This window comes from Streptomyces sp. NPDC003034, from assembly GCF_053591375.1.
Map to the genome: position 1 here is coordinate 45373 of NZ_JBSFTS010000018.1, position 23055 is coordinate 68427.

The following is a 23055-nucleotide window of genomic DNA, read 5'->3' on the forward strand; positions in this document are numbered from 1 at the left end:
GGCCGTACCGCTGGGCCCCGTCTTCGTGGGAGTCCCGGCAAGCCGTGGGCTCCGGCGCCCGGCGCATCGGCGCCGGGCGCCGGACCGTTTTCACCCCCGGCCCGGAGCCCGCCCCGCGGCGTCCTGTCGGTGGGCGCGGAGAGGGACGAGCGGGGCTCCCCACGGGGACATGAGCAGCCCATACTCAGGGGATGAGCTACGACGCGATCGTCCTGGCCGGCGGCGCCGCGAGGCGACTGGGCGGCGCGGACAAGCCCGGACTGCACGTGGGCGGCCGGACCCTCCTGGACCGGGTCCTGGACGCCTGCGCGGACGCCCTGGCCACCGTCGTGGTCGGCGGCCGCCGGGCCACCGCGCGGCCGGTGCGCTGGACCCGCGAGGACCCGCCCGGCGGCGGCCCCCTGGCCGCGCTGGATGCCGGGCTGCGGCAGAGCACCGCCGAGCTGGTCCTCGTACTCTCCGCGGACCTGCCGTTCCTGGACCGCGACACCGTACGGACCCTGCTGGCGCGGGCCGAGGGCGGTGAGGGCGCCCTGCTGCGGGACGCGGACGGGCGGGCCCAGCCGCTCGTCGCCGCCTACCGGGCCGAGCCCCTGCGCCGCGAGATCGCCCTGCTCGCCGCCGAGCACGGCGGGCTCGCCGGACTGCCGCTGCGGGCCCTCACCGCCGGACTCGCCCTGGCCGAAGTGACGGATACTGCGCCACTCGCCTCCTTCGACTGCGACACCTGGGACGATCTCGCCGCCGCCCGCATCCGGATCAGAGAGCATGGAACCGTGCTGGACCAATGGATCACCGCCGTCAAGACCGAGCTCGGCATCGACCTCACCGTCGACACCAAGACCCTGCTCGACCTCGCCCGTGACGCCGCCCACGGCGTCGCCCGGCCCGCCGCCCCCCTGACCACCTTCCTGGTCGGCTACGCGGCCGCCCACGCGGCGGCCACCGGCGCCGACCCCGCCCGGGCCGTCGCCGAAGCCTCCCGCAGGGCCGCCGACCTGGCGCTGCGCTGGGCCGCCGAGGCGGAGGCGGATGCGGGCAGCGCCGCTTCGGGCAGCGCAGGGGTGGCCAGCTCCGGTCCAGGCAGCGCCGATCACGAACAGAACGGCTCCGGATGACCCCCTCCACCCCCACCCCGCCCGCCACCGCCGCGGAGCAGGCCCTCGACGAGGCGCTGGCCCTCGTCAGCCGCACCCCGGACGCCGGCGGCCACCGCGTGGCCGACTGGCCTCGGGCCCGGGACGCCGCCGTCCACGCCGGAGCCGCCGCACAGGCCCGTACCCACCGGGTGGCCCTCGCCGACTCCCTCGGCGAGGTGCTGGCCGCGCCCCTGGAAGCCCTCACCGACCTGCCGTCCTTCGACACCTCCGCCATGGACGGCTGGGCCGTCGCCGGGCCCGGCCCCTGGACCGTCCGCACCGGTGGAGGCGTCCTGGCGGGCTCCGACCGGCCGGAGCCGCTCGCGGACGGCGAGGCCGTACGGATCGCCACCGGCGCCCGGATCCCCGCCGACACCACCGCCGTGATCCGCAGCGAGCACAGCCGCGAGGCCGGCACCCAGCTGTACGCCGACCGTCCCGTCCTGACCGGCCAGGACATCCGCCCCCGAGGCCAGGAGTGCCGCTCCGGCGACCTGCTGCTGCCCGCCGGCTCCCTGGTCACCCCCGCCGTGCTGGGCCTGGCCGCGGCCGCCGGGTACGACGAGCTGACCACCCGTCCCCGGCCCCGCGTCGAGATCCTGGTGCTCGGCGACGAGCTGCTCACCGAAGGCCTCCCGCACGACGGGCTGATCCGCGACGCCCTCGGCCCCATGCTCACCCCCTGGCTGGTGCGGCTCGGCGCCGAGGTCACCGGCACCCGGCGGCTCGGTGACGACCCGGCCGGCGCCGAGGCGCTGCTGGAGGCCGTCACCACTTCCACCGCGGACGTGGTCATCACCACGGGCGGCACCGCGGGCGGACCCGTCGACCACGTGCATCCGGTCCTGCGCCGGGCCGGCGCCGAGCTGCTGATCGACGGGGTCGCGGTCCGCCCCGGCCACCCGATGCTGCTGGCCCGCGTCGGCGAACGCGGCCACGGCCCGTACGTGGTGGGCCTGCCCGGCAACCCGCTGGCCGCCGTCTCCGGGCTGCTGACCCTCGCCGAGCCGCTGCTGCGGGCCCTCGCCGGCCGCCGTCGGCGCCCCCGGTACACGGCTGTGGTCCAGGGCGACGTACCGGGCCACCCGCACGACACGCGGCTGGTCCCGGTCCTGCTGACCGGCGAGCACGCGGCGCCGCTGCGCTACAACGGCCCGGCGATGCTGCGCGGCGTGGCGGCCGCCGACGCGCTGGCCGTCGTACCGCCGAACGGCGCCCGGGCCGGGCAGGAACTGGAAATCCTCGATCTGCCGTGGGCTTCGGGAGGATGTTTCACGTGAAACTTCACGGCCAGGACGCCATGGCCCGGGAGGCCGACGAGAAACTCGTCGGCCGGCGGATCAAACTGCCCAAGCGCGTCATCGAGAAGCCGCTGCGCCAGGTCAGCAGGCGCCTGCTGATGGCCCTGCTGGTGCTGTGCCTGACCGTCCTCATCGTGTGGACGGACCGCGAGGGCTACCACGACAATGCCAACGGCAGCGTCGACTTCCTCGACTCCGTCTACTACGCGACCGTGACCTTGTCCACGACGGGCTACGGCGACATCGTCCCGCACAGCGACGGCGCGCGGCTGATGAACGTACTGCTGATCACGCCGCTGCGCGTGCTGTTCCTGATCATTCTGGTCGGCACCACCCTGGAAGTCCTGACGGAGCGGACGCGGGAAGAATGGCGGCTGAGCCGCTGGAGGAAGAACTTGCGCGATCACACGATCATCATCGGATTCGGCACGAAGGGCCGCTCCGCCCTCCAGACGCTGCTGGCCACCGGTCTGCGGAAGGAGCAGGTCGTCATCGTCGACCCGAGCTCCAAGGTGATCGACACGGCGAACTCGGAGGGTTTCACCGGTGTGGTGGGGGACGCCACCCGCTCCGACGTACTGCTGCGCGCCGAGCTGCAGAAGGCCCGCCAGATCGTCATCGCCACCCAGCGGGACGACACGGCGGTCCTGGTGGCACTGACGGCGCGACAGCTCAACCGGGGCGCGAAGATCGTCGCGGCCGTGCGCGAGGAGGAGAACGCGCCCCTGCTGCGCCAGTCGGGCGCGGACGCGGTCATCACCAGCGCGAGCGCGGCCGGGCGGCTGCTGGGGCTTTCCGTCCTCAGCCCGAGCGCGGGAACCGTCATGGAGGACCTGATCCAGCAGGGCAGCGGCCTCGACCTCATCGAACGGCCCGTCAACAAGGCGGAAGCGGGCAAGTCGGTACGGGACACCCACGACCTGGTGGTGAGTGTGCTGCGCGGACACCGGCTGCTCCCGTACGACGACCCGCACGCGAGCCCGTTGCAGCTGACGGACCGTCTCATCACCATCGTACGGGCGGCTCCGCCCATGCCACCGCAGGTGACGCTGGGTCCGGTGGAGTAGGTACTGGGCCGCTGCGGCTCGTTCGCGTACCCTCCGGGCCATGCATGCGATCACCATCGAACAGCCCGGCGGCCCCGAGGCCCTCGTCTGGACCGACGTACCCGATCCGGTGGCCGGTGAGGGCGAGGTCCTCGTCGAGGTGGCGGCGGGCGGCGTGAACCGGGCGGACCTTTTGCAGCGCCAGGGCTTCTACGACCCCCCGCCCGGCGCCCCGCGCTATCCGGGCCTGGAGTGTTCGGGGCGGATCTCGGCGATCGGGCAGGGGGTCTCCGGCTGGTCGGTGGGTGACGAGGTGTGCGCGCTGCTGGCGGGCGGCGGGTACGCGCAGAAGGTCGCCGTCCCGGCGGGCCAGCTGCTGCCGGTCCCCGCGGGCGTGGACCTGGTGACGGCCGCCGCGCTCCCCGAGGTGGTCTCGACGGTGTGGTCGAACGTGTTCATGGTGGCCGGGCTGCGCCCCGGTGAAACGCTGCTCGTGCACGGCGGCTCCAGCGGCATCGGGACGATGGCGATCCAGCTGGCGAAGGCCGTGGGCGCGACGGTGGCGGTCACGGCCGGCGGGCCGGAGAAGCTGGCGCGGTGCAAGGAACTGGGCGCGGACATCCTGATCGACTACCGCGAGCAGGACTTCGTGACGGAGCTGCGGGCCGCGACGGACGGAGCCGGCGCGGACGTGATCCTGGACATCATCGGCGCGAAGTACCTCGCGCGGAACGTCGACGCCCTGGCGGTGAACGGCCGGCTCGCCGTGATCGGCCTGCAGGGCGGGGTGAAGGCCGAACTGAACCTCGGCACGCTGCTGGCCAAGCGGGCCGCGATCACCGCGACCTCGCTGCGAACACGGCCGCTGGAGGAGAAGGCGGCCATCGTGGCGGCGGTACGGGAGCACGTCTGGCCCCTGGTGTCGGCGGGGCGGATCCGGCCGGTGGTGCACGCGACGTTTCCGCTGGCGGAGGCGGCCGAGGCGCACCGGGCGATGGAGTCGGGCCGTCACGTGGGCAAGCTGCTGCTCACGGTCTGACGGCGCGGCGCGCCTGCTGGGCCCCGGCACCCGGCCCCCGGCCCCGGATCCTGTCGGGAGGTCGGAGGCCGGAGGTCGGAGGCGGGAAGAAGAGAGCGGGTGGCGGTGCGGTTTCCGCGCTGGCGGTAGCGGCACCCCGCGACCGCAGCGGGCGGTGCCGTCGCGCGACGGCACCGCCATACCCGACTGCGCCGCCGCGCGACGGCACCGCACCGCACCGCAAGTCACAGCCCGCACCGCACGGTCACAGGCTGCGCAGCAGCACCGCCGGGGATTCCACGCAGTCCGCGACGTACCGCAGGAAGCCGCCCGCGGTGCCGCCGTCGCACACCCGGTGGTCGAAGGTCAGCGACAGCTGCACGACCTGCCGGACGGCGAGCTCGCCGTTGTGCACCCACGGCTTGGGCACGATCCGGCCCACTCCGAGCATCGCCGCCTCGGGGTGGTTGATGATCGGCGTGGAGCCGTCGACCCCGAACACCCCGTAGTTGTTCAGGGTGAAGGTCCCGCCCGTGAGGTCGGCCGGCGCCAGCTTGCCCGCCCGGCCCAGCTCGGTGAGGCGGGCGAACTCCGCCGCGAGGGACTCAGGATTGCGGCGGTCGGCGTCGCGGACCACCGGAACCACCAGGCCCCGCTCGGTCTGCGCGGCGAAGCCCAGGTGCACGGCCGGGTGCCGGACGATCTCCTTGGCCGCCAGGTCCACGGTCGAGTTGAGCTCGGGATACCGGGCGAGCGCGGCCGTGCAGATCCGGGCCAGCAGCGCCAGCACCGAGATCTTCGGGCCGTCCACGGCGTTCATCGCCGCCCGCGCCGCCATCAGCTCGGTGGCGTCCGCGTCGACCCAGCAGGTGGCGTCGGGGATCTCCCGCCGGCTGCGCGACAGCTTCTCCGCGACAGCCCCGCGCACTCCCTTGAGGGGGATCCGCGTGGCCGCCTGCGGACCGGTCGCGGCCACAGGGGCGACGGCCGCGGCGGGCTCGGGCTCCGGCGCGCGCAGCGCGCTTTCGACGTCCGCCCGCAGGATCAGCCCCTCGGGCCCCGAGCCGCGCAGCGTGCGCAGGTCCAGCCCGTGGTCCCGGGCCAGTTTGCGCACCAGCGGCGAGATCACCGCCACCGGCCCGGAGGGAGCGGCGGCGACGGCCCGATCCACGGCCGCACGCGAGCCCGAAGCCGCGGCCGGAGCCGGAGCGGAAGCCCGGGCGGGAACCGCAGCCGTGACCGACGCCGCGACCGGAACCGCAGCGGCCGCCACCGGAGCCGCGGGCTCGCCCGCCCCCGGCCGGATCCGCTTGCGCCGCGCCGGGCGGGAGTGGTCCGTGCCGTAGCCGACCAGGACGTTGCCCGAACCCGAGGACTCCGGCTCCGCGCCCGGCCGCGCCGCGCTCTGCGCACCCCCGGCCTGCGCACCCGCGGCCGGCGTCGGCGCACCGGCGGTCTGCGCACCGACCGCCACCGTGATCAGCGGCGCCCCCACCGGCAGCTCCGTGCCCTCCTCCCCGAATCGGGCGGTGACCACGCCGCCGTACGGGCACGGCACCTCGACCATCGCCTTGGCCGTCTCGACCTCGACGACCGGCTGGTCCACGGCGACGACGTCCCCGACGGCCACCAGCCAGCGGACGATCTCCGCCTCCGTCAGGCCTTCGCCGAGGTCCGGCAGCTTGAATTCCATGACCTGCGGCATCAGTTCTCCCACTGCAGGCGGGCCACGGTGTCCAGGATCCGGTCCACACCGGGCAGGTGGTGCTTCTCCAGCATCGGCGGCGGGTACGGGATGTCGAAGCCCGTCACCCGCAGCACCGGTGCCTCCAGGTGGTGGAAGCACCGCTCGGTGACGCGGGCGACGATCTCCGCGCCCGGCCCGCCGAAGCCGCCGGCCTCGTGGACCACCACCGCGCGCCCGGTGCGGCGTACGGACGCCACGACCGTCTCCTCGTCGAAGGGGACCAGCGAACGCAGGTCCAGGACCTCCAGCTCCCAGCCCTCCTCGCGCGCCGCCTCGGCCGCCTCCAGGCACACCGGCAGCGAAGGACCGTAGGTGATCAGCGTCGCGCTCGTGCCCGCCCGCCGCACCAGCGCCTTGCCGATCCCCGGTACCGCCGCGGGCGCTTCCGGCGACCAGTCGGCCTTCGACCAGTACAGCCGCTTGGGCTCCAGGAAGACCACCGGGTCGTCGCTCGCGATCGACGCGCGCAGCAGCCCGTAAGCGTCCTCCACCGTCGCCGGGGTGACCACCGTCAGGCCCGGCGTCGCCACGTAGTACGCCTCGGAGGAGTCGCTGTGGTGCTCGACGCCGCCGATCCCGCCGCCGTACGGCACCCGGATGGTGATCGGCAGCGGCATCGCGCCCCGCGTCCGGTTCCGCATCTTCGCGACGTGCGAGATCAGCTGCTCGAAGGCCGGGTACGCGAACGCGTCGAACTGCATCTCCACCACCGGCCGCAGCCCGTACATGGCCATGCCCACCGCCGCGCCCAGGATGCCCGCCTCGGCGAGGGGTGTGTCCGTGCAGCGGTCCTCGCCGAACTCCTTCGCCAGCCCGTCCGTGATCCGGAAGACACCGCCGAGCGTGCCGACGTCCTCGCCCATGACGTGGACCGCCGGGTCCTGCGCCATCGCGTCCCGCATCGCCCGGTTCAGGGCCTGCGCCATCGTCGCGGGCTTCACCGCCGGCCGCGCCGCCACCGTCGTCACGACTGCTCCTCCGCTTCCAGCTCGGCGCGCAGCATCCGTGCCTGCTGCCGCAGCTGGTCCGTCTGCTCCGCGTAGACGTGCGCGAAGAGGTCCATCGGGTCCAGCACCGGATCCGCGTTCATCGCCCGGCGCAGGTCCGCCGCCATCACCTCGGCCGCGTCCTTGGCCTCCTGGACGCCCGCCTCATCGAGGATCCCGCGTGCGGTCAGTTCGCGCTCCAGCAGCTCCACCGGGTCGTGCGCCTTCCATGCCTCGACCTCGGCGTCACCGCGGTAGCGGGTCGCGTCATCGGCGTTCGTGTGGGCCTCCATGCGATACGTGACGGCCTCGACCAGGGTCGGACCACCGCCGGAGCGGGCCCGCCGGACGGCCTCGGCCAGCACCTCGTGCACGGCGGCGACGTCGTTCCCGTCGACCAGCCGGCCGGGCATCCCGTACCCCACGGCCTTGTGGGCCAGGGACGGGGCGGCGGTCTGCTTCGCGAGCGGGACGGAGATGGCGAAGCCGTTGTTCTGCACGAGGAAGACCACCGGGGCCTGCCAGACGGCGGCGAAGTTCAGCGCCTCGTGGAAGTCTCCCTCGCTGGTGCCGCCGTCGCCGACCATGGCGAGCGCCACGACGTCGTCGCCGCGCAGCCGGGCCGCGTGCGCCAGCCCCACCGCGTGCGGCAGCTGGGTGGCGAGGGGGGTGCACAGCGGGGCTATCCGGCGCTCGCGCGGGTCGTAGCCGGTGTGCCAGTCGCCGCGCAGCAGGGTCAGCGCCTGGACGGGGTCCAGTCCGCGGGCCACGGCCGCCAGGGTGTCGCGGTAGCTCGGAAACAGCCAGTCCTGCTCCTCCAGGACCAGCGCGGCCGCGATCTCGCAGGCCTCCTGGCCGACGGTGGAGGGGTAGACGGCGAGCCGTCCCTGCCGGGTCAGCGCGGTGGCCTGCGCGTTGTACCGGCGGCCGCGCACGAGCTCGGCGTAGCAGCGGCGCATCAGCGCGGGGTCGAGCCGGTCGGCCGCCGCCGTGCCCAGCACCCGGTAGGGCTCGGGGTCCGGGAGCAGCGGGCCGGGATCCGTACGGGGCCTCCAGGCGGGCGGCGGGACGGACCGGTGGGACGCACCGGCACCGGGCAGCTCTTGGACCGTCATGGCGGCGTACACCTCCTCGTGGGAAGCGGGCAGGGACAGCCTCGGGTGTGAGGCGCCTCACCTACCGATTGTTCGGTTGTCCGCGCAATTTGGCTACAGGCCGCTCCAGGCTGTGGACAAAGTGGCGCCGGAGCCCTGGGATGGGTGCAGGACGTCCAGGAGAGGGAGGCATCGGGCCATGCCGGATGAACAAATGGCCGGAGCCGGTTCACCACCGGCCCCACCAGCGGGTACCGGCGGTAGCGCCCCGGCGGGCCCGCCGGTGGCACCGCGCCCGCTGGACCCCGTCGACCGCTCGATCGTGCGGCTGCTCCAGGCGGACGGCCGGGCGTCGATACGCTCGGTGGCGGACCAGGTGCACGTGTCGCGGGCGAACGCCTACGCCCGGATCAACCGGCTGATCGACGACGGGGTGATCCGCGGTTTCACGGCCCGCGTCAACCACGAGCGCGCCGGGCAGGGCGCCTCCGCCTACATCACCCTGAAGATCGTCCAGAACTCCTGGCGCACGGTCCGCGAACAGCTCCGCGACCTCCCGGGCGCCGCCCACATCGCCCTGGTCAGCGGAGACTTCGACGTACTGCTGCTGGTCCACACACCGGACAACCGGACGCTGCGCGAACTGGTCCTGACCCGGCTCCAGGCCATCCCGGAGGTCCTCTCCACGCGCACCCTGCTGGTGTTCGAGGAGACGGACCTGCTGGGCCCGGGCCCGGGATCACCGGCGGCCGGCCCCACGCTGGGGGAGGAGTAGCGCGGTCGCGCGGTGGCCGGTCGCGGGCGCTCAGTCGCGGGGGTGGCCGGTCGCGGGCGCTCAGTCGCGGGGGTGGCCGGTCGCGGGCGGTCAGTCGCGGGGTGGCCGGTCGCGGGCGGTCAGTCGTGGGTGGTCCGCAGGCCGTCGAAGGCCATGTGGACGATCGCGTCCGCGAGCTGGTCGTGGCCCGTGCCCTGGTGCGGGCGGTACCACTCGACCAGGGAGTTCACCATGCCGAAGAGGAGCCGGGTGGCGAGGCGGATGTCCACGTCCGCGCGCAGGTCGCCCTCGGCCGCGGCGGCCTTGAGGAGGTCCGCGACCTGGTGGTCGAACTCCCGGCGGCGTTCCAGCGCCCAGCGCTCGGCCCGGGTGTTGCCCCGCACGCGCAGCAGCAGCGTCACGTACGGCAGCTCGGTGACCAGCACCTGCACCGTGCGCCGGGTGACGTACTCGACGCGCTCGACGGCCCGGCCGCGTATGGCCCCGGGCTCCTCCAGTACGGCGAACAGCGCGTCGAGCGCGCGGCTGACCGCCCGGCGCAGCAGCTCCTCCTTGCCCGTGACGTGGTGGTAGATGGAGGACTTCGAGATGCCCGCGGCCTTGGAGAGGTGCTCCATGGAGGTGCCGTCGTAGCCGCGCTCGTTGAAGACCTGGACGGCGACGGACAGCAGGGTCTCGGGGGTGTAGGTGTCCCGCTTGGCCGTGGTCATTCCGTCTCCCCGGCCCCGGCGGCCTGAGCGGCTTCAGCGTCCTGGGCGTCCTCGGCGTCGTCCTGGCTTTCGTCCTCGCTTTCGTCCTGGGCGTCCTCGGCGTAGCCCAGCTTGAACAGCGCGAGCGAGGGCGCGTACCGGCCGCCGGGACAGCGCTCGTCGAGGTGGTGCAGCAGGTCGTAGGCCCAGTCCCGGCCGAGGCGCTCGTGCCATTCGGACGGGCCCAGCGGGTAGTTGACGCCGAGCCGCATGGCCGTGTCGATGTCCTCGGCCGAGGCGACCCCCCGGGCGACGGCGTCGGCGGTGAGGTCGATCAGCATCGCGACGGTCCGGGCGACGATCATGCCGGGGACATCGCCGATGACCGAGACCCGCTTGCCGAGCTTCTGGAAGAGTCCGACGGCCTCGGCGAGGGTCCGCTCGCTGGTGTCCGCACTTGCGGAGAGCGCGATCCGGGTGGCGTCGCGGTAGTCGAGCGCGAGGTCGAAGTAGACGACGTCCGAGAACTCGATGGAGGTCTTCCCGTCGGCGAGGACGAGCTGGCCCTCGCCGGGCAGCTGGATGTACGGGCCCCCGTGCTCGGTGGTGGTGACCGCGATCCCGGCCTCCTCCAGCAGCTCGGTCAGTGCGGCGGCGGGCCCGAGGTCGCCGACGACCGTGACCTTGGCCGGGGCCTCCTCGGGGGCGGCGGTGTGCGGCGCTTCCGGTACGGCGTCCGGTCCGTACGGGAACCAGCCCTGCCCCGACTTGCGGCCCAGGCGGCCCGACTGGACCAGCCGGCGCTGCGCCAGCGAGGGGGTGAACTTGGGGCTCCGGAAGAAGGACTCCCACACGGAGCGGCTCACGGCTTCGTTGACGTCCTGGCCGATCAGGTCCGTCAGCGCGAAGGGGCCCATCTTGAAGCCGCCGCATTCGCGCAGCACGGCGTCGATGGTGGCCGGGTCGGCGCCCTGTTCCTCGTACACCGCGAAGGCCTCGGCGTAGAAGGGGCGGGCGATCCGGTTGACGATGAAGCCGGGGGTGTCGGCGCAGCGGACCGGCGTCTTCCCCCAGTCGCGGACGGTGGCGTACGCGAGCTCGGCGGCGGCCGGGTCGGTCGCGAAGCCGCTGACCACCTCGACGAGCGGAAGCAGCGGGGCCGGGTTGAAGAAGTGCAGGCCGAGGAAGCGGCCGGGGTGCGCGAGACCGTCGGCGAGCTCCGTGACGGAGAGGGAGGAGGTGTTGGTGGCCAGCAGTGTGTCCGGCGAAACCACCCCTTCGAGGGCCTCGAAGAGCGTGCGCTTGACGCCGGCGTCCTCGACCACCGCCTCGATGACGAGGGCGGCGTCGGCGAGACCCGCGAGCCCCTGACCGGCGGCCGACGCGATCCGGCCGATCGCCTGCTCCGCCGCGGCGCGATCGAGGCGGCCTTTGGCGGCCATCCGCTCGACGCGGTCCTGCACCAGGGCGACGCCGTCGGTGGCGAGCGTGGTGTCGATGTCGTAGAGCAGCACGCGGTGACCTGCGAGAAGGGCGACCTGGGCGATGCCCTGTCCCATGGTGCCGGCGCCGACGACCGCCACAGTGCGGGACCGCTCGATTGCTGTCATGCCCTGATCCTCCCGCACCGAGTTATCCACAGGCCTGCCGGGCCCTCTTGTCCCGACCGATCGTTCGGTTACTCTAGCTCCAGTCTGTACTTTCCAGCCCTGCACGGCCCGCTGTATCGCTCCCGTCACCGCACTGCTCACCGCCGCTCCGCCCGCCTTGCCTGAACCACCCGCCTTACCTGAACCGCCTTGCCTCAACCGCCTTCCGATCCCGCGCGATCCCGCCCGGCTCAACGAGGAGTTGGTCCCTGATGGCCGCCGAGCTCACCGTCCCCCAGCTTTCCGAGAAGCACCGGTCCACCCTGGACCAGGCGCTGACGGCGATCCGCAGCCGCGCCTACTGGTCCCCGCACCCCGAGCACCCCAAGGCGTACGGGGAGACCGCGCCGGCCGACGGGCTCGCCGCCTTCGAAGCCGTCCGCGGGACCCGCCTCGACCTGGGCCAGCCCGGCACGGACGGCTGGACCGGCGGCGAGGTGTCCCCGTACGGCCCGGAGCTGGGCGTCGAGTACCCGCATGTGGACCCGGAGGTCCTGCTCCCCGCGATGCGGGCCGGCATGCCTGCCTGGCGGGACGCCGGACCCGAGGCGCGCGCCCTGGTCTGCATCGAGATCCTGGCCCGGATCAGCGCGCGGACGCACGAGTTCGCGCACGCGGTCATGCACACCAGTGGCCAGGCCTTCATGATGGCCTTCCAGGCGGGCGGCCCCCACGCGCAGGACCGCGGCCTGGAGGCGGTGGCGTATGCGTACGAGGAGCAGACCCGGGTCCCGGGCCGGGCCGACTGGTCGAAGCCGCAGGGCAAGAGGGACCCGCTGGAGCTCGGCAAGAGCTTCACGGCGGTGCCCCGCGGCATCGCCCTGGTGATCGGCTGCAACACCTTCCCCACCTGGAACGGCTACCCGGGCCTCTTCGCCTCCCTCGCCACCGGCAACCCGGTGCTCGTCAAGCCCCACCCGCGGGCGGTGCTGCCCCTCGCCCTGACCGTGCAGGTCGCGCGGGAGGTCCTCGCGGAGGCGGGCTTCGACCCCAACCTGGTGGCGCTCGCGGTGGAGCGGCCCGGGGAGGGCATCGCCAAGTCCCTCGCGGTGCGGCCGGAGATCAAGCTGATCGACTACACCGGCTCGACGGAGTTCGGTGACTGGCTGGAGGCCAACGCCCGCCAGGCCCAGGTCTACACCGAGAAGGCCGGCGTCAACACCGTGGTCGTGGACTCCACCGACGACTACAAGGGGATGCTGTCCAACCTGGCCTTCTCGCTCTCCCTGTACAGCGGCCAGATGTGCACCACCCCGCAGAACCTGCTGATCCCGCGGGACGGCATCGCGACGGACGCCGGGCACAAGACGTACGACGAGGTCGTCGCCGACCTCGCGGCATCGGTTGGCGGCCTGCTGGGCGATGACGCCCGGGCCAACGCGCTGCTGGGCGCGCTCGTGAACCCGGCGGTCAAGGACCGGCTGGAGGCGGCGGCCGGGCTGGGCGAGGTCGCGCTGCCCTCCCGCACGGTGGTGAACCCCGAATTCCCGGACGCCGTGGTCCGCACGCCGGTGATGGTGAAGCTGGACGCGTCCAAGCCGGACGAGGACGCGGCCTACCTCTCGGAGTGCTTCGGGCCGGTCTCCTTCGCGGTGGCCGTGGACTCCACGGCCGACGGGCTGGAGCTGCTGCGGCGCACGGTGCGGGAGAAGGGTGCGATGACGGTGGGCGCGTACACGACGTCCGCGGACACCGAGCGGGCGATCGAGGAGGTCTGCCTGGAGGAGTCCGCGCAGCTCTCGCTGAACCTGACGGGCGGGGTGTACGTCAACCAGACGGCCGCGTTCTCGGACTTCCACGGCTCGGGCGGCAACCCGGCGGCGAACGCGGCACTGTGCGACGGAGCCTTCGTCTCGAACCGCTTCCGCGTGGTGGAGGTCCGCCGCCAGGCCTGATCCCCCCGCCCGGTCATCGCCCGCGCCCTAACCCGCTGCGGGGCCTCCCCAGTGGAAAAGGGCCATGGCCACGCTGGTGGCCAGGTTGTAGCTGGAGACCTGCGGCCGCATCGGCAGGGACACCAGGTGGTCGGCGCGGGCGCGCAGCTCGGGCGAGATGCCGTGGCGTTCCGAGCCGAAGGCGAGCAGGGCGTCGTCCGGGAGGGTGAGGGTGCGGATGTCCTCGCCCTCCGGGTCGAGCGCGTAGAGCGGCCCGGGCGGGAGTTCTTCCAGTCCGAGCCGCTCGACCGTGGTGGCGTAGTGCAGCCCGGCCCCGGCGCGGACGACGTTGGGGTGCCAGGGGTCGAGATCGCCGCGGGTCACCACCGCGGTGGCCCCGAAACCGGCGGCGAGACGTACGACGGCGCCGACGTTGCCGAGGTTGCGGGGGTTGTCGAGGACGACGATCGGCGCCGGCCGCGGCATCCGGTCGAGCGCGGCCCGGCCCGCCGCGCGGTCGGGCCGTACGGCGAGGGCCGCGACCCCGGTGGGATGCACGCGGGGCAGCAGACTCTTGAGCGGCGCCTCCTGGAGGAGGCCGGCCACGGCCTCCTCGACGTCGGGAGCCAGCTCGGCGGCCAGTTTCCGTACGCCGTCCGGCTCGTCGGCGACGGCCATGTGCACCCGCGCCCCGAAGCGCAGGGCGTGCTTCAGCGCGTGGAACCCGTCCAACAGCACGAGATCCCCCCGCCCGACGGCCTCCCGCCACCGCCCCACGGTCTCATCCACACCCATCCACTCACCCATACCCCGACCCTACGACCCTTCACAGCCCCGCCGGCGCTTGAGGCGACCCTCCCAGCCCCGCCGGCGTTTGAGGCGCGGGTTCCGGGGCGGAGCTCCGGCAGCCCGGCACCGCCCGAGCCCGGACAAGCCCCGCCGGCGCTTGAGGCGCGGGGTCCGGAGCCACCCCCACCCGCACCCGGCCCCCCACCCTCGCGCCGAGCCACACCAGCAGCGCCGTCGGCAGAAACACCGCGTCAGCGGCAATCATCGCCAACGAAAAGAACGGCAGGCCCAGCAGCACCGCGATCCCCGCGTGCTCCAGCATCATCACGGCCAGCAGCACGTTCTTGACCCGCCGGTTGAACAGCGCGAACGGAAACGCCACCTGCACCGCGACCGTCCCGTACGACAGCAGCATCACCACCGTCCCACTGCCCGCCACCAGTCCCGACAGCCCGGGCCACGGCGTGAAGTAGTCCAGCCCCAGCGGGTAGTACAGGGCCGTGCCGTCCTGCCATCGCGAGCCCTGGATCTTGTACCAGCCCGCCGTCGCGTAGATCAGGCAGACCTCCGCCATGATCACCAGCATCCCCGCGTTGTGCAGCAGGTTCGCCAGGACGTCCAGCACCGCCCGCCCCTCCCCCCGCGGTTCGTACCGGTCGACCGCCCACCAGAGCCCCCCGGCCACCCACATCACCGCGAAAACCGCCAGCCAGCCGTGGCTGAACCCCCCGGTCGCCGCCCCGTACGCGAGGACCGCCCCCAGCGCACCCCACAGCACCGGCCCGGCCGCCCCGGCGGTCGCGGAACCGCGCGTACGGGCCCGGCGCGCGTCGAGGGACCACACCTGCGCGCAGCGCGTCAGCACCAGGTAGAGCGCCATCAGGTGGATGACGTTGTCGCCGCCGTCTCCCATGAACACGCTGCGGTTCTGCAGCGACAGCACCCCGACCATGAACAGCACGGACGTGGCCCGGGTCCGCCAACCCAGCAGCAGCCCCACGCTCGCCAGCACGGCCACCGCGTAGACGAGCTCGAACCACAGCGCCGAGTCCGACCACATCAGCACCGTGAAGGCCCGGTTGGAGGCGATCAGCCGCTCCGCCAGCTCCCAGCTCCACGGCCCGTCCGGCCCGTACAGCTCGGCCCGGTGCGGGAACTCCCTCAGCAGGAAGAGCAGCCAGGTTCCGGTGAAGCCGATGCGGACCACGGCGCTCTGGTACGGGCCGAGGGCGCGGCCGGTGACCTGCGCCAGGCCCCGCCCGGCCGCCTCACGTGCCCGGCGCACCGCGCCCACCGCGCCCGGGCCGCCTGCACCGCCCACGTCCACGGCCTCCCCCACACCGTTCACACCGCTCACACGGTCCACCACGGCAGCTCCCGGTAGTAGGTCTGGGTGTCCGTCCGCTCGGTGCTCCACTCCGGCGCCGGCACGGCCCTGGTCGCCGACCGCAGCTGGACCCGCACGATGCGCCCGTCGCGGTGGACCGGGGCCAGCCGGTCCACCGCGATGCGCCGCAGGTACTCCTCGGACAACCAGCCGCGTTCGCCGTTCGGCTCGTTGCGTTCGTTGTGGGAGCCGGTGAAGAAGTCCCAGGCCCGGCGCAGCTCGTTCTGCTCGGTGTGGCTCGGCAGCAGGCTGTGCCGGATGGCCGCCCCGTCCTCGGCGGACAGGTCGCGCCAATCGCTGACGGTCAGCTCGCCCGCGGAGGTCCGTACCTCGGCGCGCACCTCGACCGCGATGTTCTGCTGGAGCGGGTTGGGGGCGAAGAGCTTCCAGTTCTGTTCGAACTCGGGGTAGATCCACCCGTCGACCGTCCGCGCGTGCCGCTTGCTGACCGTGTTGGCCGGGGCGACGTGCAGGAAGACGAAGGCCAGATGGCCGCAGGCCGTGACGGCGACGGCCCCGAGGGCGAGGGCGGCGACGACCCGGTAGGGGGTGGACAGACCGGCGATTCCGGGTGCTCGCGGGGCCGGTGCGCCGGCCCCTTCCGCGGGCTCCTGCTCGTTCGAACGCATCCCACCCCGATCATCCGGCATCCACAGGGTCGACCACAGAGGTTGACACCCTACGGGCCGCAGACCCACCATTGAAGAAGATGAACCGAACGATCGGTCGGTCGGGCGGACGACTCTGACAGGGGGCCGGGATGGCGGCAGTGACCCCGGGAACGGGGCAGGACATGGTCCTCGCGCACACAGGCGCCGAGGCGGGCATCGCGGCAGGCGCCGAAGCAGGGACCGGGCCGGAGCGTGAGGCCGGCCTGGAGGCGCAGCTCGCGGCGGCCTTCGACGCGGCCGTGGCGGCGGACGAGCGCGTGGAGCCGCGCGACTGGATGCCCGCCCAGTACCGCGCTTCCCTCGTCCGCCAGATGGCCCAGCACGCGCACTCCGAGATCATCGGCATGCAGCCCGAGGCGAACTGGATCACGCGCGCGCCCTCGCTGCGCCGCAAGGCCATTCTGATGGCCAAGGTCCAGGACGAGGCGGGCCACGGCCTGTACCTCTACAGCGCCGCCGAGACCCTCGGAACCAGCCGCGACGAGCTGCTCGACAAGCTCCACGCGGGGAAGCAGAAGTACTCCTCGATCTTCAATTACCCCACTCTGACCTGGGCGGATGTCGGCGCCGTCGGCTGGCTCGTGGACGGCGCGGCGATCACCAACCAGGTGCCGCTGTGCCGCTGCTCCTACGGTCCGTACGCGCGGGCCATGGTCCGCATCTGCAAGGAGGAGTCCTTCCACCAGCGCCAGGGGTACGAACTGCTCCTCGCCCTCTCGCGGGGCAGCGAGGCACAGCACGCGATGGCGCAGGACGCCGTCGACCGCTGGTGGTGGCCCTCCCTGATGATGTTCGGCCCGCCCGACGACGAGTCGGCGCACTCCGCGCAGTCGATGGCCTGGCGGATCAAGCGGCACTCCAATGACGAGCTGCGCCAGCGGTTCGTGGACATCGCCGTCCCGCAGGCGGAGGCCCTGGGCCTGACCCTGCCGGACCCGGACCTGAAGTGGAACGAGGAGCGCGGGCACTACGACTTCGGCGCGATCGACTGGGCCGAGTTCTGGGACGTGCTCAAGGGCAACGGACCGTGCAACGAACAGCGGATCAGCCAGCGGCGCGCGGCCCATGAGGAAGGCGCCTGGGTCCGCGACGCGGCCGCGGCGTATGCGGAGAAGCACGCTGCGAAGACCGAACAGCGCGAGCAGCACGAGCACCACCAGACGCACGAAACACACGAGACGCACGACGACCAGTACCAGGAGGCACGGGCATGACGCAGAACTGGCCGCTGTGGGAGGTGTTCGTACGCTCGCGGCGCGGTCTCTCGCACACGCACGCGGGAAGCCTGCACGCCCCCGACGCGGAGATGGCTCTGCGCAACGCCCGCGACCTCTACACCCGGCGCGGCGAGGGCATTTCGATCTGGGTGGTGCCCTCCACCGAGATCACCGCGTCCTCTCCCGACGAGCGGGACCCCTTCTTCGCCCCGTCCGCCGACAAGCCCTACCGGCATCCCACCTTCTACGAGATCCCCGAGGGGGTGAACCACCTGTGACCAGCACCAGCACCAGCACCCGATCCGCTGCGGAGGTCACGGAAACGGCCCCCCAGGTTCCCCGAACGGCGGCCCTCGCCCTCGGTGACGACGCCCTGATCCTCTCCCACCGCCTCGGCGAATGGGCGGGGTACGCCCCGGTCCTGGAGGAGGAGGTCGCCCTCGCGAACATCGCGCTCGACCTGCTCGGTCAGGCCCGCATCCTGCTCTCCCTCGTCGGCGACGAGGACGAGCTGGCGTTCCTGCGCGAGGAGCGGTCCTTCCGCAACCTCCAGCTGGTCGAGCAGCCGAACGGCGACTTCGCCCACACCATCGCCCGCCAGCTGTACTTCTCCTTCTACCAGCACGAGCTGTACGGGGAACTGGCGCGCGGCGACGGCCCGTTCGCGCCGCTGGCGGCCAAGGCCGTCAAGGAGACCTCCTACCACCGCGACCATGCCGAGCAGTGGACCCTGCGGCTCGGCGACGGCACGCAGGAGAGCCACGCGCGCATGCGGGCCGGTCTGGAGGGGCTGTGGAAGTACACCGGGGAGATGTTCCAGCCGGTGGAGGGGCTCGAAGGCCTGGACTGGACCGCTCTCGAAGCCCGCTGGCTGGCCGCGGTGACGGGCGTACTGGAGCGGGCCGGGCTCCCGTTGCCCGCGGGGCAGCGCAAGGGAGCCTGGGCGGCCGGGGCCGGACGACAGGGGCTGCACACCGAGCCGTTCGGTCGGCTGCTCGCCGAGATGCAGCACCTGCACCGAAGCCATCCGGGTGCGTCATGGTGACCGACGCGGGCACCGGCACCGGGACCGGCGTCACGACCGGAACGGGCGGCGAAGCCCCGGTCGGCCCGGACGCGGCCGCCGTCCCGGCCGCGTCCGGCGTCCCCGGTGCTGCCACCGGGCCGCCCGCCAGTGCGGGGACGACCACCCGCCTGGAGGCGGAGCTCACCGAGCTCGCCGGCTCCGTCCCCGATCCCGAGCTGCCCGTACTGACCCTCGCCGAGCTGGGCGTGGTGCGCGGGGTGCGGATGCACGAGGACGGCCACGCCGAGGTCACCCTCACGCCGACTTACACCGGCTGCCCGGCCATCGAGGCCATGTCCGCCGACATCGAGCGCGTCCTGGTCAGCCACGGCATACCCGAGGTGCGGGTGACCACCGTGCTGGCACCGGCCTGGTCGACCGACGACATCAGCGCCGAGGGCCGCCGCAAGCTGGCCGAGTTCGGCATCGCCCCGCCGCGGCCGCACGCGGCCGGCGGACCGGTCCCGCTCACCCTGTCGGTCCGCTGCCCGCACTGCGGGTCGACCGCCACGGAGCTGCTCAGCCGGTTCTCCTCCACCGCGTGCAAGGCGCTGCGCCGCTGCACCGCCTGCCGTGAACCGTTCGACCACTTCAAGGAGTTGTAGATGGCCGTGTCCCCGCCGTCTGTGCCGTCCGTGCAGGCCGTGCCGTCGGCGCCGGTGCGCGCCCCGCGACCGGCGCGCCACGGCGCGTTCCACCCGCTGGCGGTGGCGGCGGTCGACCGGCTCACCGACGACTCGGTGGCGCTGAGTCTGCTGGTCCCCGAGGAGCTGCGCGCGGAGTACCGGCACCTGCCCGGCCAGCACGTCACCCTGCGCCGGCACACCCCCGAGGGGGCGGAGATCCGGCGCACCTACTCCATCTGCTCCCCCATGTCCGACGACCGGGGTCCGGAGCTGCTGCGGGTCGGTGTGCGGCTGGTGGAGGGCGGGGAGTTCTCCACCTTCGCGCACAAGGAGATCGCCGCCGGAGACGTGCTGGAGGTGATGGTCCCGGCCGGGCGCTTCGTACTGGACCCCTCGCAGGCCCCCGCGGCGGGACACTACGCGGCGATCGTCGGCGGCAGCGGCATCACCCCGGTGCTGTCGATCGCCGCGAGCCTGCTCGCCGCCCGCCCGGACGCCCACTTCTGCCTCGTACGCAGCGACCGTACGGCGGCTTCGACGATGTTCCTGGAGGAGGTCGCCGACCTCAAGGACCGGTATCCGGCGCGCTTCCAGCTGGTGACGGTCCTCTCCCGGGAGGAACAGGAGGCCGGGCTGCCGTCCGGCCGGCTGGACGAGGAGCGGATCGCGGCGCTGCTGCCCGCGCTGCTCCCGGTCGCGGAGGTGACGGGCTGGTTCCTGTGCGGGCCGTACGGCCTGGTCCAAGGCGCGGAGCGGGCCCTGAGCGCGCTCGGTGTCGTACGGACCCGGGTGCACGAGGAGATCTTCCACGTCGAGGACACCCCGGCACCGGCCCCCGCGGCCACTGCGGAGGCCACGTCCCACGGCCGGGTCACGGCACGGCTCGACGGGCGCTCCGGTACCTGGCCGGTGCGGGACGGGGAATCGCTGCTGGACGCGGTGCTGCGCAACCGTGCGGATGCCCCCTACGCCTGCAAGGGCGGGGTGTGCGGCACCTGCCGGGCCTTCCTCGTGACGGGGGAGGTCCGGATGGAGCGCAATTTCGCGCTGGAGTCGGAGGAGACGGAGGCGGGATTCGTGCTGGCCTGCCAGTCGCACCCGGTGACGGAGGAAGTGGAGATCGACTTCGACCGCTGAGCCGGTCCACCGGTCCGACCGGCGCACGTGCGCCCCTCCGGGGGGGGCGATGCGGGGCCGTGGGCCCGGGCCGGGCGGGGGCGGTCCCGCACCCTGGCCCGCGTCTCCCCCTGTCCAATTGCGGAGAGCTGTTCTATCTTGACGCCCCGTCAGATATGAACCACACCTGGGCAGGATCCGGTGCACGCGGGAGGACAGGCAGTGGACTTCACCTTCACCGAGGAACAGCAGGCCGCCGTCGAGGCGGCGAAGGCCGTCTTCGCGGATGTCGTGCCCGACAGCGTGCCCAGTCCCGCGCTCACCCCCTTGGCCGTCGCTGACGACTTCGACCGTCCGCTGTGGGCCGGGCTCGCTGCGTCCGACCTGCTGAGCCTGGTCCTCGCCGAGGAGCACGGCGGCGCCGGTCTGGACACCATCGCCCTGTGCCTGGTGCTGCGCGAGGCCGCGAAGGTCCTGGCCAGGGTGCCGCTGCTGGAGCACTGCGCCACCGCCATGGCCGTCCAGGCCCACGGCAGCCCCGAATTGGCCGCCGCCCTCCTGCCCGACGCCGGACGCGGAACGCTGGTGCTCACCGCGGCCGCGCACGGCCGAACGGGCCACGATCCCGCCCAACTCGCCGTCACCGCCCACCGCGACGGCGGATCGTGGTTCCTCGACGGCACCCAGACCGCCGTGCCCTGGGCTCAGAGCGCCGACTGGATCGCCATACCGGCCCACACCGGCGAGGGCGGAGCCGTCCTCGCCCTCGTCCCGCGTACCGCCGACGGCCTCACCCTCACCGACCAGTACTCCACCAGCGGGGAACGCCTCGCCGAAGTCACCCTGGCGGGGGTGCGGGTGCCGGCGGCCCACCTCATCGAGGATCCCGGGGCATGGGAGCGGCTCCACCAGCTCCTCGCCACCGGGACCTGCGCCCTCGCACTGGGCCTCGGCGAGGCCGTTCTCGCGATGACCAGCCGGTACACCAGTAAGCGCGAGCAGTTCGGCTTCCCGGTGGCCACCTTCCAGGCCGTCGCCGTCCAGGCCGCCGACCGCTACATCGACCTGCGGGCCATGGAGGTCACCCTCTGGCAGGCCGCCTGGCGGCTCGACACCGCGACCGGCGGCGCGGGAGGTCCGCTGCCGAGCTCCGGAGATGTCGCGGTCGCGAAGATCTGGGCGTCGGAGGGGGTACGCCGGGTCGTGCAGACCGCGCAGCATCTGCACGGCGGCTTCGGCGCCGACACCGACTACCCGCTGCACCGCTACCACGCGTGGGCCAAGCAGCTGGAGCTCCAGCTCGGCCCGGCGGCCGCACACGAGGAGGCCCTGGGCGACCTGCTGGCCGCCCACCCCCTGGGCTGACGCCGGGCGGGCCTCCGCTACAGCACGTAGGCCGGGCCGGGGTTGCCCTCGTCCGTCACCATCGGGCGCCCGGCGCCGTCCCAGGCCTGCATCCCGCCGTCGACGTTGACCGCGTCGATGCCCTGACGCACGAGGTACTGGGTGACCTGCGCGGAACGCCCGCCCACCCGGCACATCACGTGCACCCTGCGGCCGTCCGCGACGGCCTCCGTGAGCTCACCGAAGCGGGCCACGAAGTCGCCCATCGGGATGTGCAGAGCGCCCTCGACGTGGCCGGCCGCCCATTCGTCGTCCTCACGGACGTCGAGCACGAAGCCTTCGGAGGGCACCGCGGCGGCGTCCACCGAGGGAAGCGGTCCGAAGTTCATAGCTGTCGCCTTCTCTCGTAGCAGATCTCCCGCCAACCTATCGGACCCCCCGAGCAAAACCAGCCCCGCCGGCCTTAGAGGCACCCACCCGCCCCGCAAGCCGAAACGAGCCCCCCGAGCCAAAACCAGCCCCGCCGGCCTTAGAGGCGCGGGGTCTGGGGCGGAGCCCCAGGGAGCCCGGGCGCAGCCCGGGGCCGCTTCGCGCAGCGGCCCGGCACCCCGCACCCCGCACCCCGCACCCCGCACCCCGCACCCACCGGCAACCCCGCCCACCCTCACGGAGTGACAAGGCTTGCCAGCTCCGCCTCCCGCTCCGAAACCTGCCCCAGCAACTGTTCGGCGATCTCCTCCAGCAGCCGGTCCGGGTCCTCCGGAGCCATCCGCAGCATCGACCCGATCGCGCTGTCCTCCAGCTCCCGCGCCACCAGCGACAGCAGCTCCTTGCGCCGCGCCAGCCACTCCAGCCGGAGGTACAGCTCCTCCGTCTCGCTCGGACCGGCGTCCTCGGGCGCGGGGCCGGCCGCCCACTCCTCGGCGAGCTCGCGCAGCTGCTGCTCCTCGCCCCGTCCGTACGCGGCGTTGACCCGCGCCATGAAGGCGTCGCGCCGCTCCCGCTCGGTCTCGTCCTGCGCGAGGTCCGGATGTGCCTGGCGCACCAGCTCGCGGTAGAGGCGGCGTACCTCTTCCGAGGGGCGCACGCGCTCCGGCGGCCGCACCGGACGATCGGTGAGCATCGAGGAAGCGTCGTCGGCCATCCCGTCCGAGCCCAGCCAGTCGTGGAACAGTTCCTCCACGCCCGGCATCGGCATGACCAGCGCCCGGGCCTCCGCCGCTCGCCTCAGATCCTCGGGAGCCCCGGTGCGCGCCGCCTTCGCCTCGGCGATCAACGCGTCCAGTTCATCGAGCCGCGAGTACATCGGGCCGAGCTTCTGGTGGTGCAGGCGGGAGAAGTTCTCCACCTCCACCCGGAAGGTCTCCACCGCGATCTCGAACTCGATCAGCGCCTGCTCGGCGGCGCGCACGGCCCGCTCAAGGCGTGCCTCGGGACGCTCCTCGCCGGAGGCGCCGGAAGCACCGGGGACTGTCTGCTCAGGCTGCTCGGTCTGCTCGCTCACCCGGCCAGCCTAGGGGG

22 protein-coding genes are annotated in these 23055 nt (G+C 73.3%); 12 read left to right on the forward strand and 10 right to left on the reverse strand.

Annotated elements, in window-relative coordinates; translation table 11 throughout:
* The first annotated feature begins 191 nt into the window (after positions 1–191).
* Genes ACWDX7_RS18930 through ACWDX7_RS18945 form a run of 4 tightly spaced genes read left to right on the forward strand, consistent with a single transcriptional unit; the run spans position 192 to position 4525 of the window.
* Positions 192–1118 carry an NTP transferase domain-containing protein gene (locus ACWDX7_RS18930; RefSeq protein WP_451488854.1) on the forward strand — a complete coding sequence of 309 codons (927 nt, stop codon included), beginning with the start codon at positions 192–194 and terminating at the stop codon, positions 1116–1118.
* Positions 1115–2419, forward strand: coding sequence for a molybdopterin molybdotransferase MoeA (locus tag ACWDX7_RS18935; protein ID WP_451488853.1), 1305 nt, complete (start codon positions 1115–1117; stop codon positions 2417–2419). Before ACWDX7_RS18930 ends, ACWDX7_RS18935 begins: the two co-directional genes overlap by 4 nt.
* On the forward strand, positions 2407–3507 hold the full coding sequence (locus ACWDX7_RS18940) for a potassium channel family protein (RefSeq protein ID WP_451488852.1): 1101 nt from the start codon (positions 2407–2409) through the stop codon (positions 3505–3507). The genes ACWDX7_RS18935 and ACWDX7_RS18940 overlap by 13 nt, the downstream gene beginning before the upstream one ends.
* A gap of 40 nt (positions 3508–3547) precedes the next feature.
* Positions 3548–4525: an NAD(P)H-quinone oxidoreductase gene (locus ACWDX7_RS18945; RefSeq protein ID WP_451488851.1), complete on the forward strand. Its 978-nt coding sequence runs from the start codon at positions 3548–3550 to the stop codon at positions 4523–4525.
* Between the two features lie 244 nt (positions 4526–4769).
* Here the strand turns inward: ACWDX7_RS18945 and ACWDX7_RS18950 are convergent, their stop codons facing one another.
* From ACWDX7_RS18950 to pdhA, 3 genes are read right to left on the reverse strand one after another with little or no spacing between them, the layout of a single operon-like run.
* The gene (locus tag ACWDX7_RS18950; RefSeq protein WP_451488850.1) at positions 4770–6209 is read right to left on the reverse strand and encodes a dihydrolipoamide acetyltransferase family protein; all 1440 of its coding nucleotides are present in this window, start codon (positions 6207–6209) and stop codon (positions 4770–4772) included.
* Positions 6209–7177: an alpha-ketoacid dehydrogenase subunit beta gene (locus tag ACWDX7_RS18955; protein WP_451488907.1), complete on the reverse strand. Its 969-nt coding sequence runs from the start codon at positions 7175–7177 to the stop codon at positions 6209–6211. The genes ACWDX7_RS18950 and ACWDX7_RS18955 overlap by 1 nt, the downstream gene beginning before the upstream one ends.
* 38 nt (positions 7178–7215) lie before the next feature.
* Positions 7216–8352, reverse strand: a complete 1137-nt coding sequence (gene pdhA / locus ACWDX7_RS18960; protein ID WP_451488849.1) for a pyruvate dehydrogenase (acetyl-transferring) E1 component subunit alpha — start codon at positions 8350–8352, stop codon at positions 7216–7218.
* 178 nt (positions 8353–8530) lie between these two features.
* Between pdhA and ACWDX7_RS18965 the strand changes: the two genes are divergently transcribed.
* Entirely contained in the window at positions 8531–9106 is a 576-nt protein-coding gene (locus ACWDX7_RS18965) for an Lrp/AsnC family transcriptional regulator (protein WP_451488848.1), read from the forward strand.
* Between the two features lie 119 nt (positions 9107–9225).
* On the opposite strand, the gene ACWDX7_RS18970 is transcribed toward ACWDX7_RS18965, so the two are convergent.
* Together ACWDX7_RS18970 and ACWDX7_RS18975 are read right to left on the reverse strand one after the other, a co-directional pair.
* The gene (locus ACWDX7_RS18970; protein WP_451488847.1) at positions 9226–9816 is read right to left on the reverse strand and encodes a TetR/AcrR family transcriptional regulator; all 591 of its coding nucleotides are present in this window, start codon (positions 9814–9816) and stop codon (positions 9226–9228) included.
* A complete protein-coding gene (locus ACWDX7_RS18975) occupies positions 9813–11405 on the reverse strand; it encodes a 3-hydroxyacyl-CoA dehydrogenase (protein WP_451488846.1) in 1593 nt (530 codons plus the stop codon). Before ACWDX7_RS18975 ends, ACWDX7_RS18970 begins: the two co-directional genes overlap by 4 nt.
* Before the next feature lie 251 nt (positions 11406–11656).
* Here ACWDX7_RS18975 and paaN point away from each other — a divergent pair, with 251 nt between their 5' ends.
* Positions 11657–13339, forward strand: a complete 1683-nt coding sequence (gene paaN, locus ACWDX7_RS18980) for a phenylacetic acid degradation protein PaaN (protein WP_451488845.1) — start codon at positions 11657–11659, stop codon at positions 13337–13339.
* A gap of 27 nt (positions 13340–13366) precedes the next feature.
* Here paaN and ACWDX7_RS18985 read toward each other — a convergent pair whose 3' ends face one another.
* Genes ACWDX7_RS18985 through ACWDX7_RS18995 form a run of 3 tightly spaced genes read right to left on the reverse strand, consistent with a single transcriptional unit; the run spans position 13367 to position 16123 of the window.
* On the reverse strand, positions 13367–14125 hold the full coding sequence (locus tag ACWDX7_RS18985) for a TrmH family RNA methyltransferase (RefSeq protein ID WP_451488844.1): 759 nt from the start codon (positions 14123–14125) through the stop codon (positions 13367–13369).
* A 19-nt stretch (positions 14126–14144) separates the two neighbouring features.
* Entirely contained in the window at positions 14145–15434 is a 1290-nt protein-coding gene (locus tag ACWDX7_RS18990; protein WP_451488906.1) for an HTTM domain-containing protein, read from the reverse strand.
* Between the two features lie 26 nt (positions 15435–15460).
* On the reverse strand, positions 15461–16123 hold the full coding sequence (locus ACWDX7_RS18995) for a DUF5819 family protein (RefSeq protein WP_451488843.1): 663 nt from the start codon (positions 16121–16123) through the stop codon (positions 15461–15463).
* A 131-nt stretch (positions 16124–16254) separates the two neighbouring features.
* On the opposite strand from ACWDX7_RS18995, the gene paaA reads away from it, so the two are divergent.
* From paaA to ACWDX7_RS19025, 6 genes are all read left to right on the forward strand, one after another.
* A complete protein-coding gene (gene paaA, locus ACWDX7_RS19000; protein WP_451488842.1) occupies positions 16255–17379 on the forward strand; it encodes a 1,2-phenylacetyl-CoA epoxidase subunit PaaA in 1125 nt (374 codons plus the stop codon).
* Complete coding sequence (gene paaB / locus ACWDX7_RS19005) at positions 17376–17660, forward strand: 1,2-phenylacetyl-CoA epoxidase subunit PaaB (protein ID WP_030153111.1); 285 nt, start codon at positions 17376–17378, stop codon at positions 17658–17660. Before paaA ends, paaB begins: the two co-directional genes overlap by 4 nt.
* Positions 17657–18427 (forward strand): 1,2-phenylacetyl-CoA epoxidase subunit PaaC, encoded by a 771-nt coding sequence (gene paaC / locus ACWDX7_RS19010; protein ID WP_451488841.1) that lies wholly within the window; start codon positions 17657–17659, stop codon positions 18425–18427. Before paaB ends, paaC begins: the two co-directional genes overlap by 4 nt.
* Positions 18421–19053 carry a 1,2-phenylacetyl-CoA epoxidase subunit PaaD gene (gene paaD / locus ACWDX7_RS19015; RefSeq protein WP_451488840.1) on the forward strand — a complete coding sequence of 211 codons (633 nt, stop codon included), beginning with the start codon at positions 18421–18423 and terminating at the stop codon, positions 19051–19053. The genes paaC and paaD overlap by 7 nt, the downstream gene beginning before the upstream one ends.
* Positions 19054–19107: 54 nt before the next feature.
* On the forward strand, positions 19108–20211 hold the full coding sequence (locus tag ACWDX7_RS19020; RefSeq protein WP_451488905.1) for a 2Fe-2S iron-sulfur cluster-binding protein: 1104 nt from the start codon (positions 19108–19110) through the stop codon (positions 20209–20211).
* Between the two features lie 201 nt (positions 20212–20412).
* The gene (locus ACWDX7_RS19025) at positions 20413–21555 is read left to right on the forward strand and encodes an acyl-CoA dehydrogenase family protein (RefSeq protein ID WP_451488839.1); all 1143 of its coding nucleotides are present in this window, start codon (positions 20413–20415) and stop codon (positions 21553–21555) included.
* Between the two features lie 17 nt (positions 21556–21572).
* Here ACWDX7_RS19025 and ACWDX7_RS19030 read toward each other — a convergent pair whose 3' ends face one another.
* Together ACWDX7_RS19030 and ACWDX7_RS19035 are read right to left on the reverse strand one after the other, a co-directional pair.
* Positions 21573–21923: a rhodanese-like domain-containing protein gene (locus tag ACWDX7_RS19030; RefSeq protein ID WP_451488838.1), complete on the reverse strand. Its 351-nt coding sequence runs from the start codon at positions 21921–21923 to the stop codon at positions 21573–21575.
* 275 nt (positions 21924–22198) lie between these two features.
* On the reverse strand, positions 22199–23038 hold the full coding sequence (locus tag ACWDX7_RS19035) for a hypothetical protein (RefSeq protein ID WP_451488837.1): 840 nt from the start codon (positions 23036–23038) through the stop codon (positions 22199–22201).
* Between the last annotated feature and the right edge of the window lie 17 nt (positions 23039–23055).

What these genes read in the sequence shown, in the direction of transcription:
- paaA (WP_451488842.1), top strand. Translation starts at nt 16,255, where the DNA reads ATGGCGGCAGTGACCCCGGGAACGGGGCAGGACATGGTCCTCGCGCAC.
- ACWDX7_RS18950 (WP_451488850.1), bottom strand. Translation starts at nt 6,209, where the DNA reads ATGCCGCAGGTCATGGAATTCAAGCTGCCGGACCTCGGCGAAGGCCTG.
- ACWDX7_RS18930 (WP_451488854.1), top strand. Translation starts at nt 192, where the DNA reads ATGAGCTACGACGCGATCGTCCTGGCCGGCGGCGCCGCGAGGCGACTG.
- ACWDX7_RS18970 (WP_451488847.1), bottom strand. Translation starts at nt 9,816, where the DNA reads ATGACCACGGCCAAGCGGGACACCTACACCCCCGAGACCCTGCTGTCC.
- paaB (WP_030153111.1), top strand. Translation starts at nt 17,376, where the DNA reads ATGACGCAGAACTGGCCGCTGTGGGAGGTGTTCGTACGCTCGCGGCGC.
- ACWDX7_RS18995 (WP_451488843.1), bottom strand. Translation starts at nt 16,123, where the DNA reads ATGCGTTCGAACGAGCAGGAGCCCGCGGAAGGGGCCGGCGCACCGGCC.
- ACWDX7_RS18965 (WP_451488848.1), top strand. Translation starts at nt 8,531, where the DNA reads ATGCCGGATGAACAAATGGCCGGAGCCGGTTCACCACCGGCCCCACCA.
- paaD (WP_451488840.1), top strand. Translation starts at nt 18,421, where the DNA reads ATGGTGACCGACGCGGGCACCGGCACCGGGACCGGCGTCACGACCGGA.
- ACWDX7_RS18985 (WP_451488844.1), bottom strand. Translation starts at nt 14,125, where the DNA reads ATGGGTGAGTGGATGGGTGTGGATGAGACCGTGGGGCGGTGGCGGGAG.
- ACWDX7_RS18955 (WP_451488907.1), bottom strand. Translation starts at nt 7,177, where the DNA reads ATGGCGCAGGCCCTGAACCGGGCGATGCGGGACGCGATGGCGCAGGAC.
- paaN (WP_451488845.1), top strand. Translation starts at nt 11,657, where the DNA reads ATGGCCGCCGAGCTCACCGTCCCCCAGCTTTCCGAGAAGCACCGGTCC.
- ACWDX7_RS18940 (WP_451488852.1), top strand. Translation starts at nt 2,407, where the DNA reads ATGTTTCACGTGAAACTTCACGGCCAGGACGCCATGGCCCGGGAGGCC.
- ACWDX7_RS19030 (WP_451488838.1), bottom strand. Translation starts at nt 21,923, where the DNA reads ATGAACTTCGGACCGCTTCCCTCGGTGGACGCCGCCGCGGTGCCCTCC.
- ACWDX7_RS18935 (WP_451488853.1), top strand. Translation starts at nt 1,115, where the DNA reads ATGACCCCCTCCACCCCCACCCCGCCCGCCACCGCCGCGGAGCAGGCC.
- ACWDX7_RS18975 (WP_451488846.1), bottom strand. Translation starts at nt 11,405, where the DNA reads ATGACAGCAATCGAGCGGTCCCGCACTGTGGCGGTCGTCGGCGCCGGC.
- ACWDX7_RS18945 (WP_451488851.1), top strand. Translation starts at nt 3,548, where the DNA reads ATGCATGCGATCACCATCGAACAGCCCGGCGGCCCCGAGGCCCTCGTC.
- pdhA (WP_451488849.1), bottom strand. Translation starts at nt 8,352, where the DNA reads ATGACGGTCCAAGAGCTGCCCGGTGCCGGTGCGTCCCACCGGTCCGTC.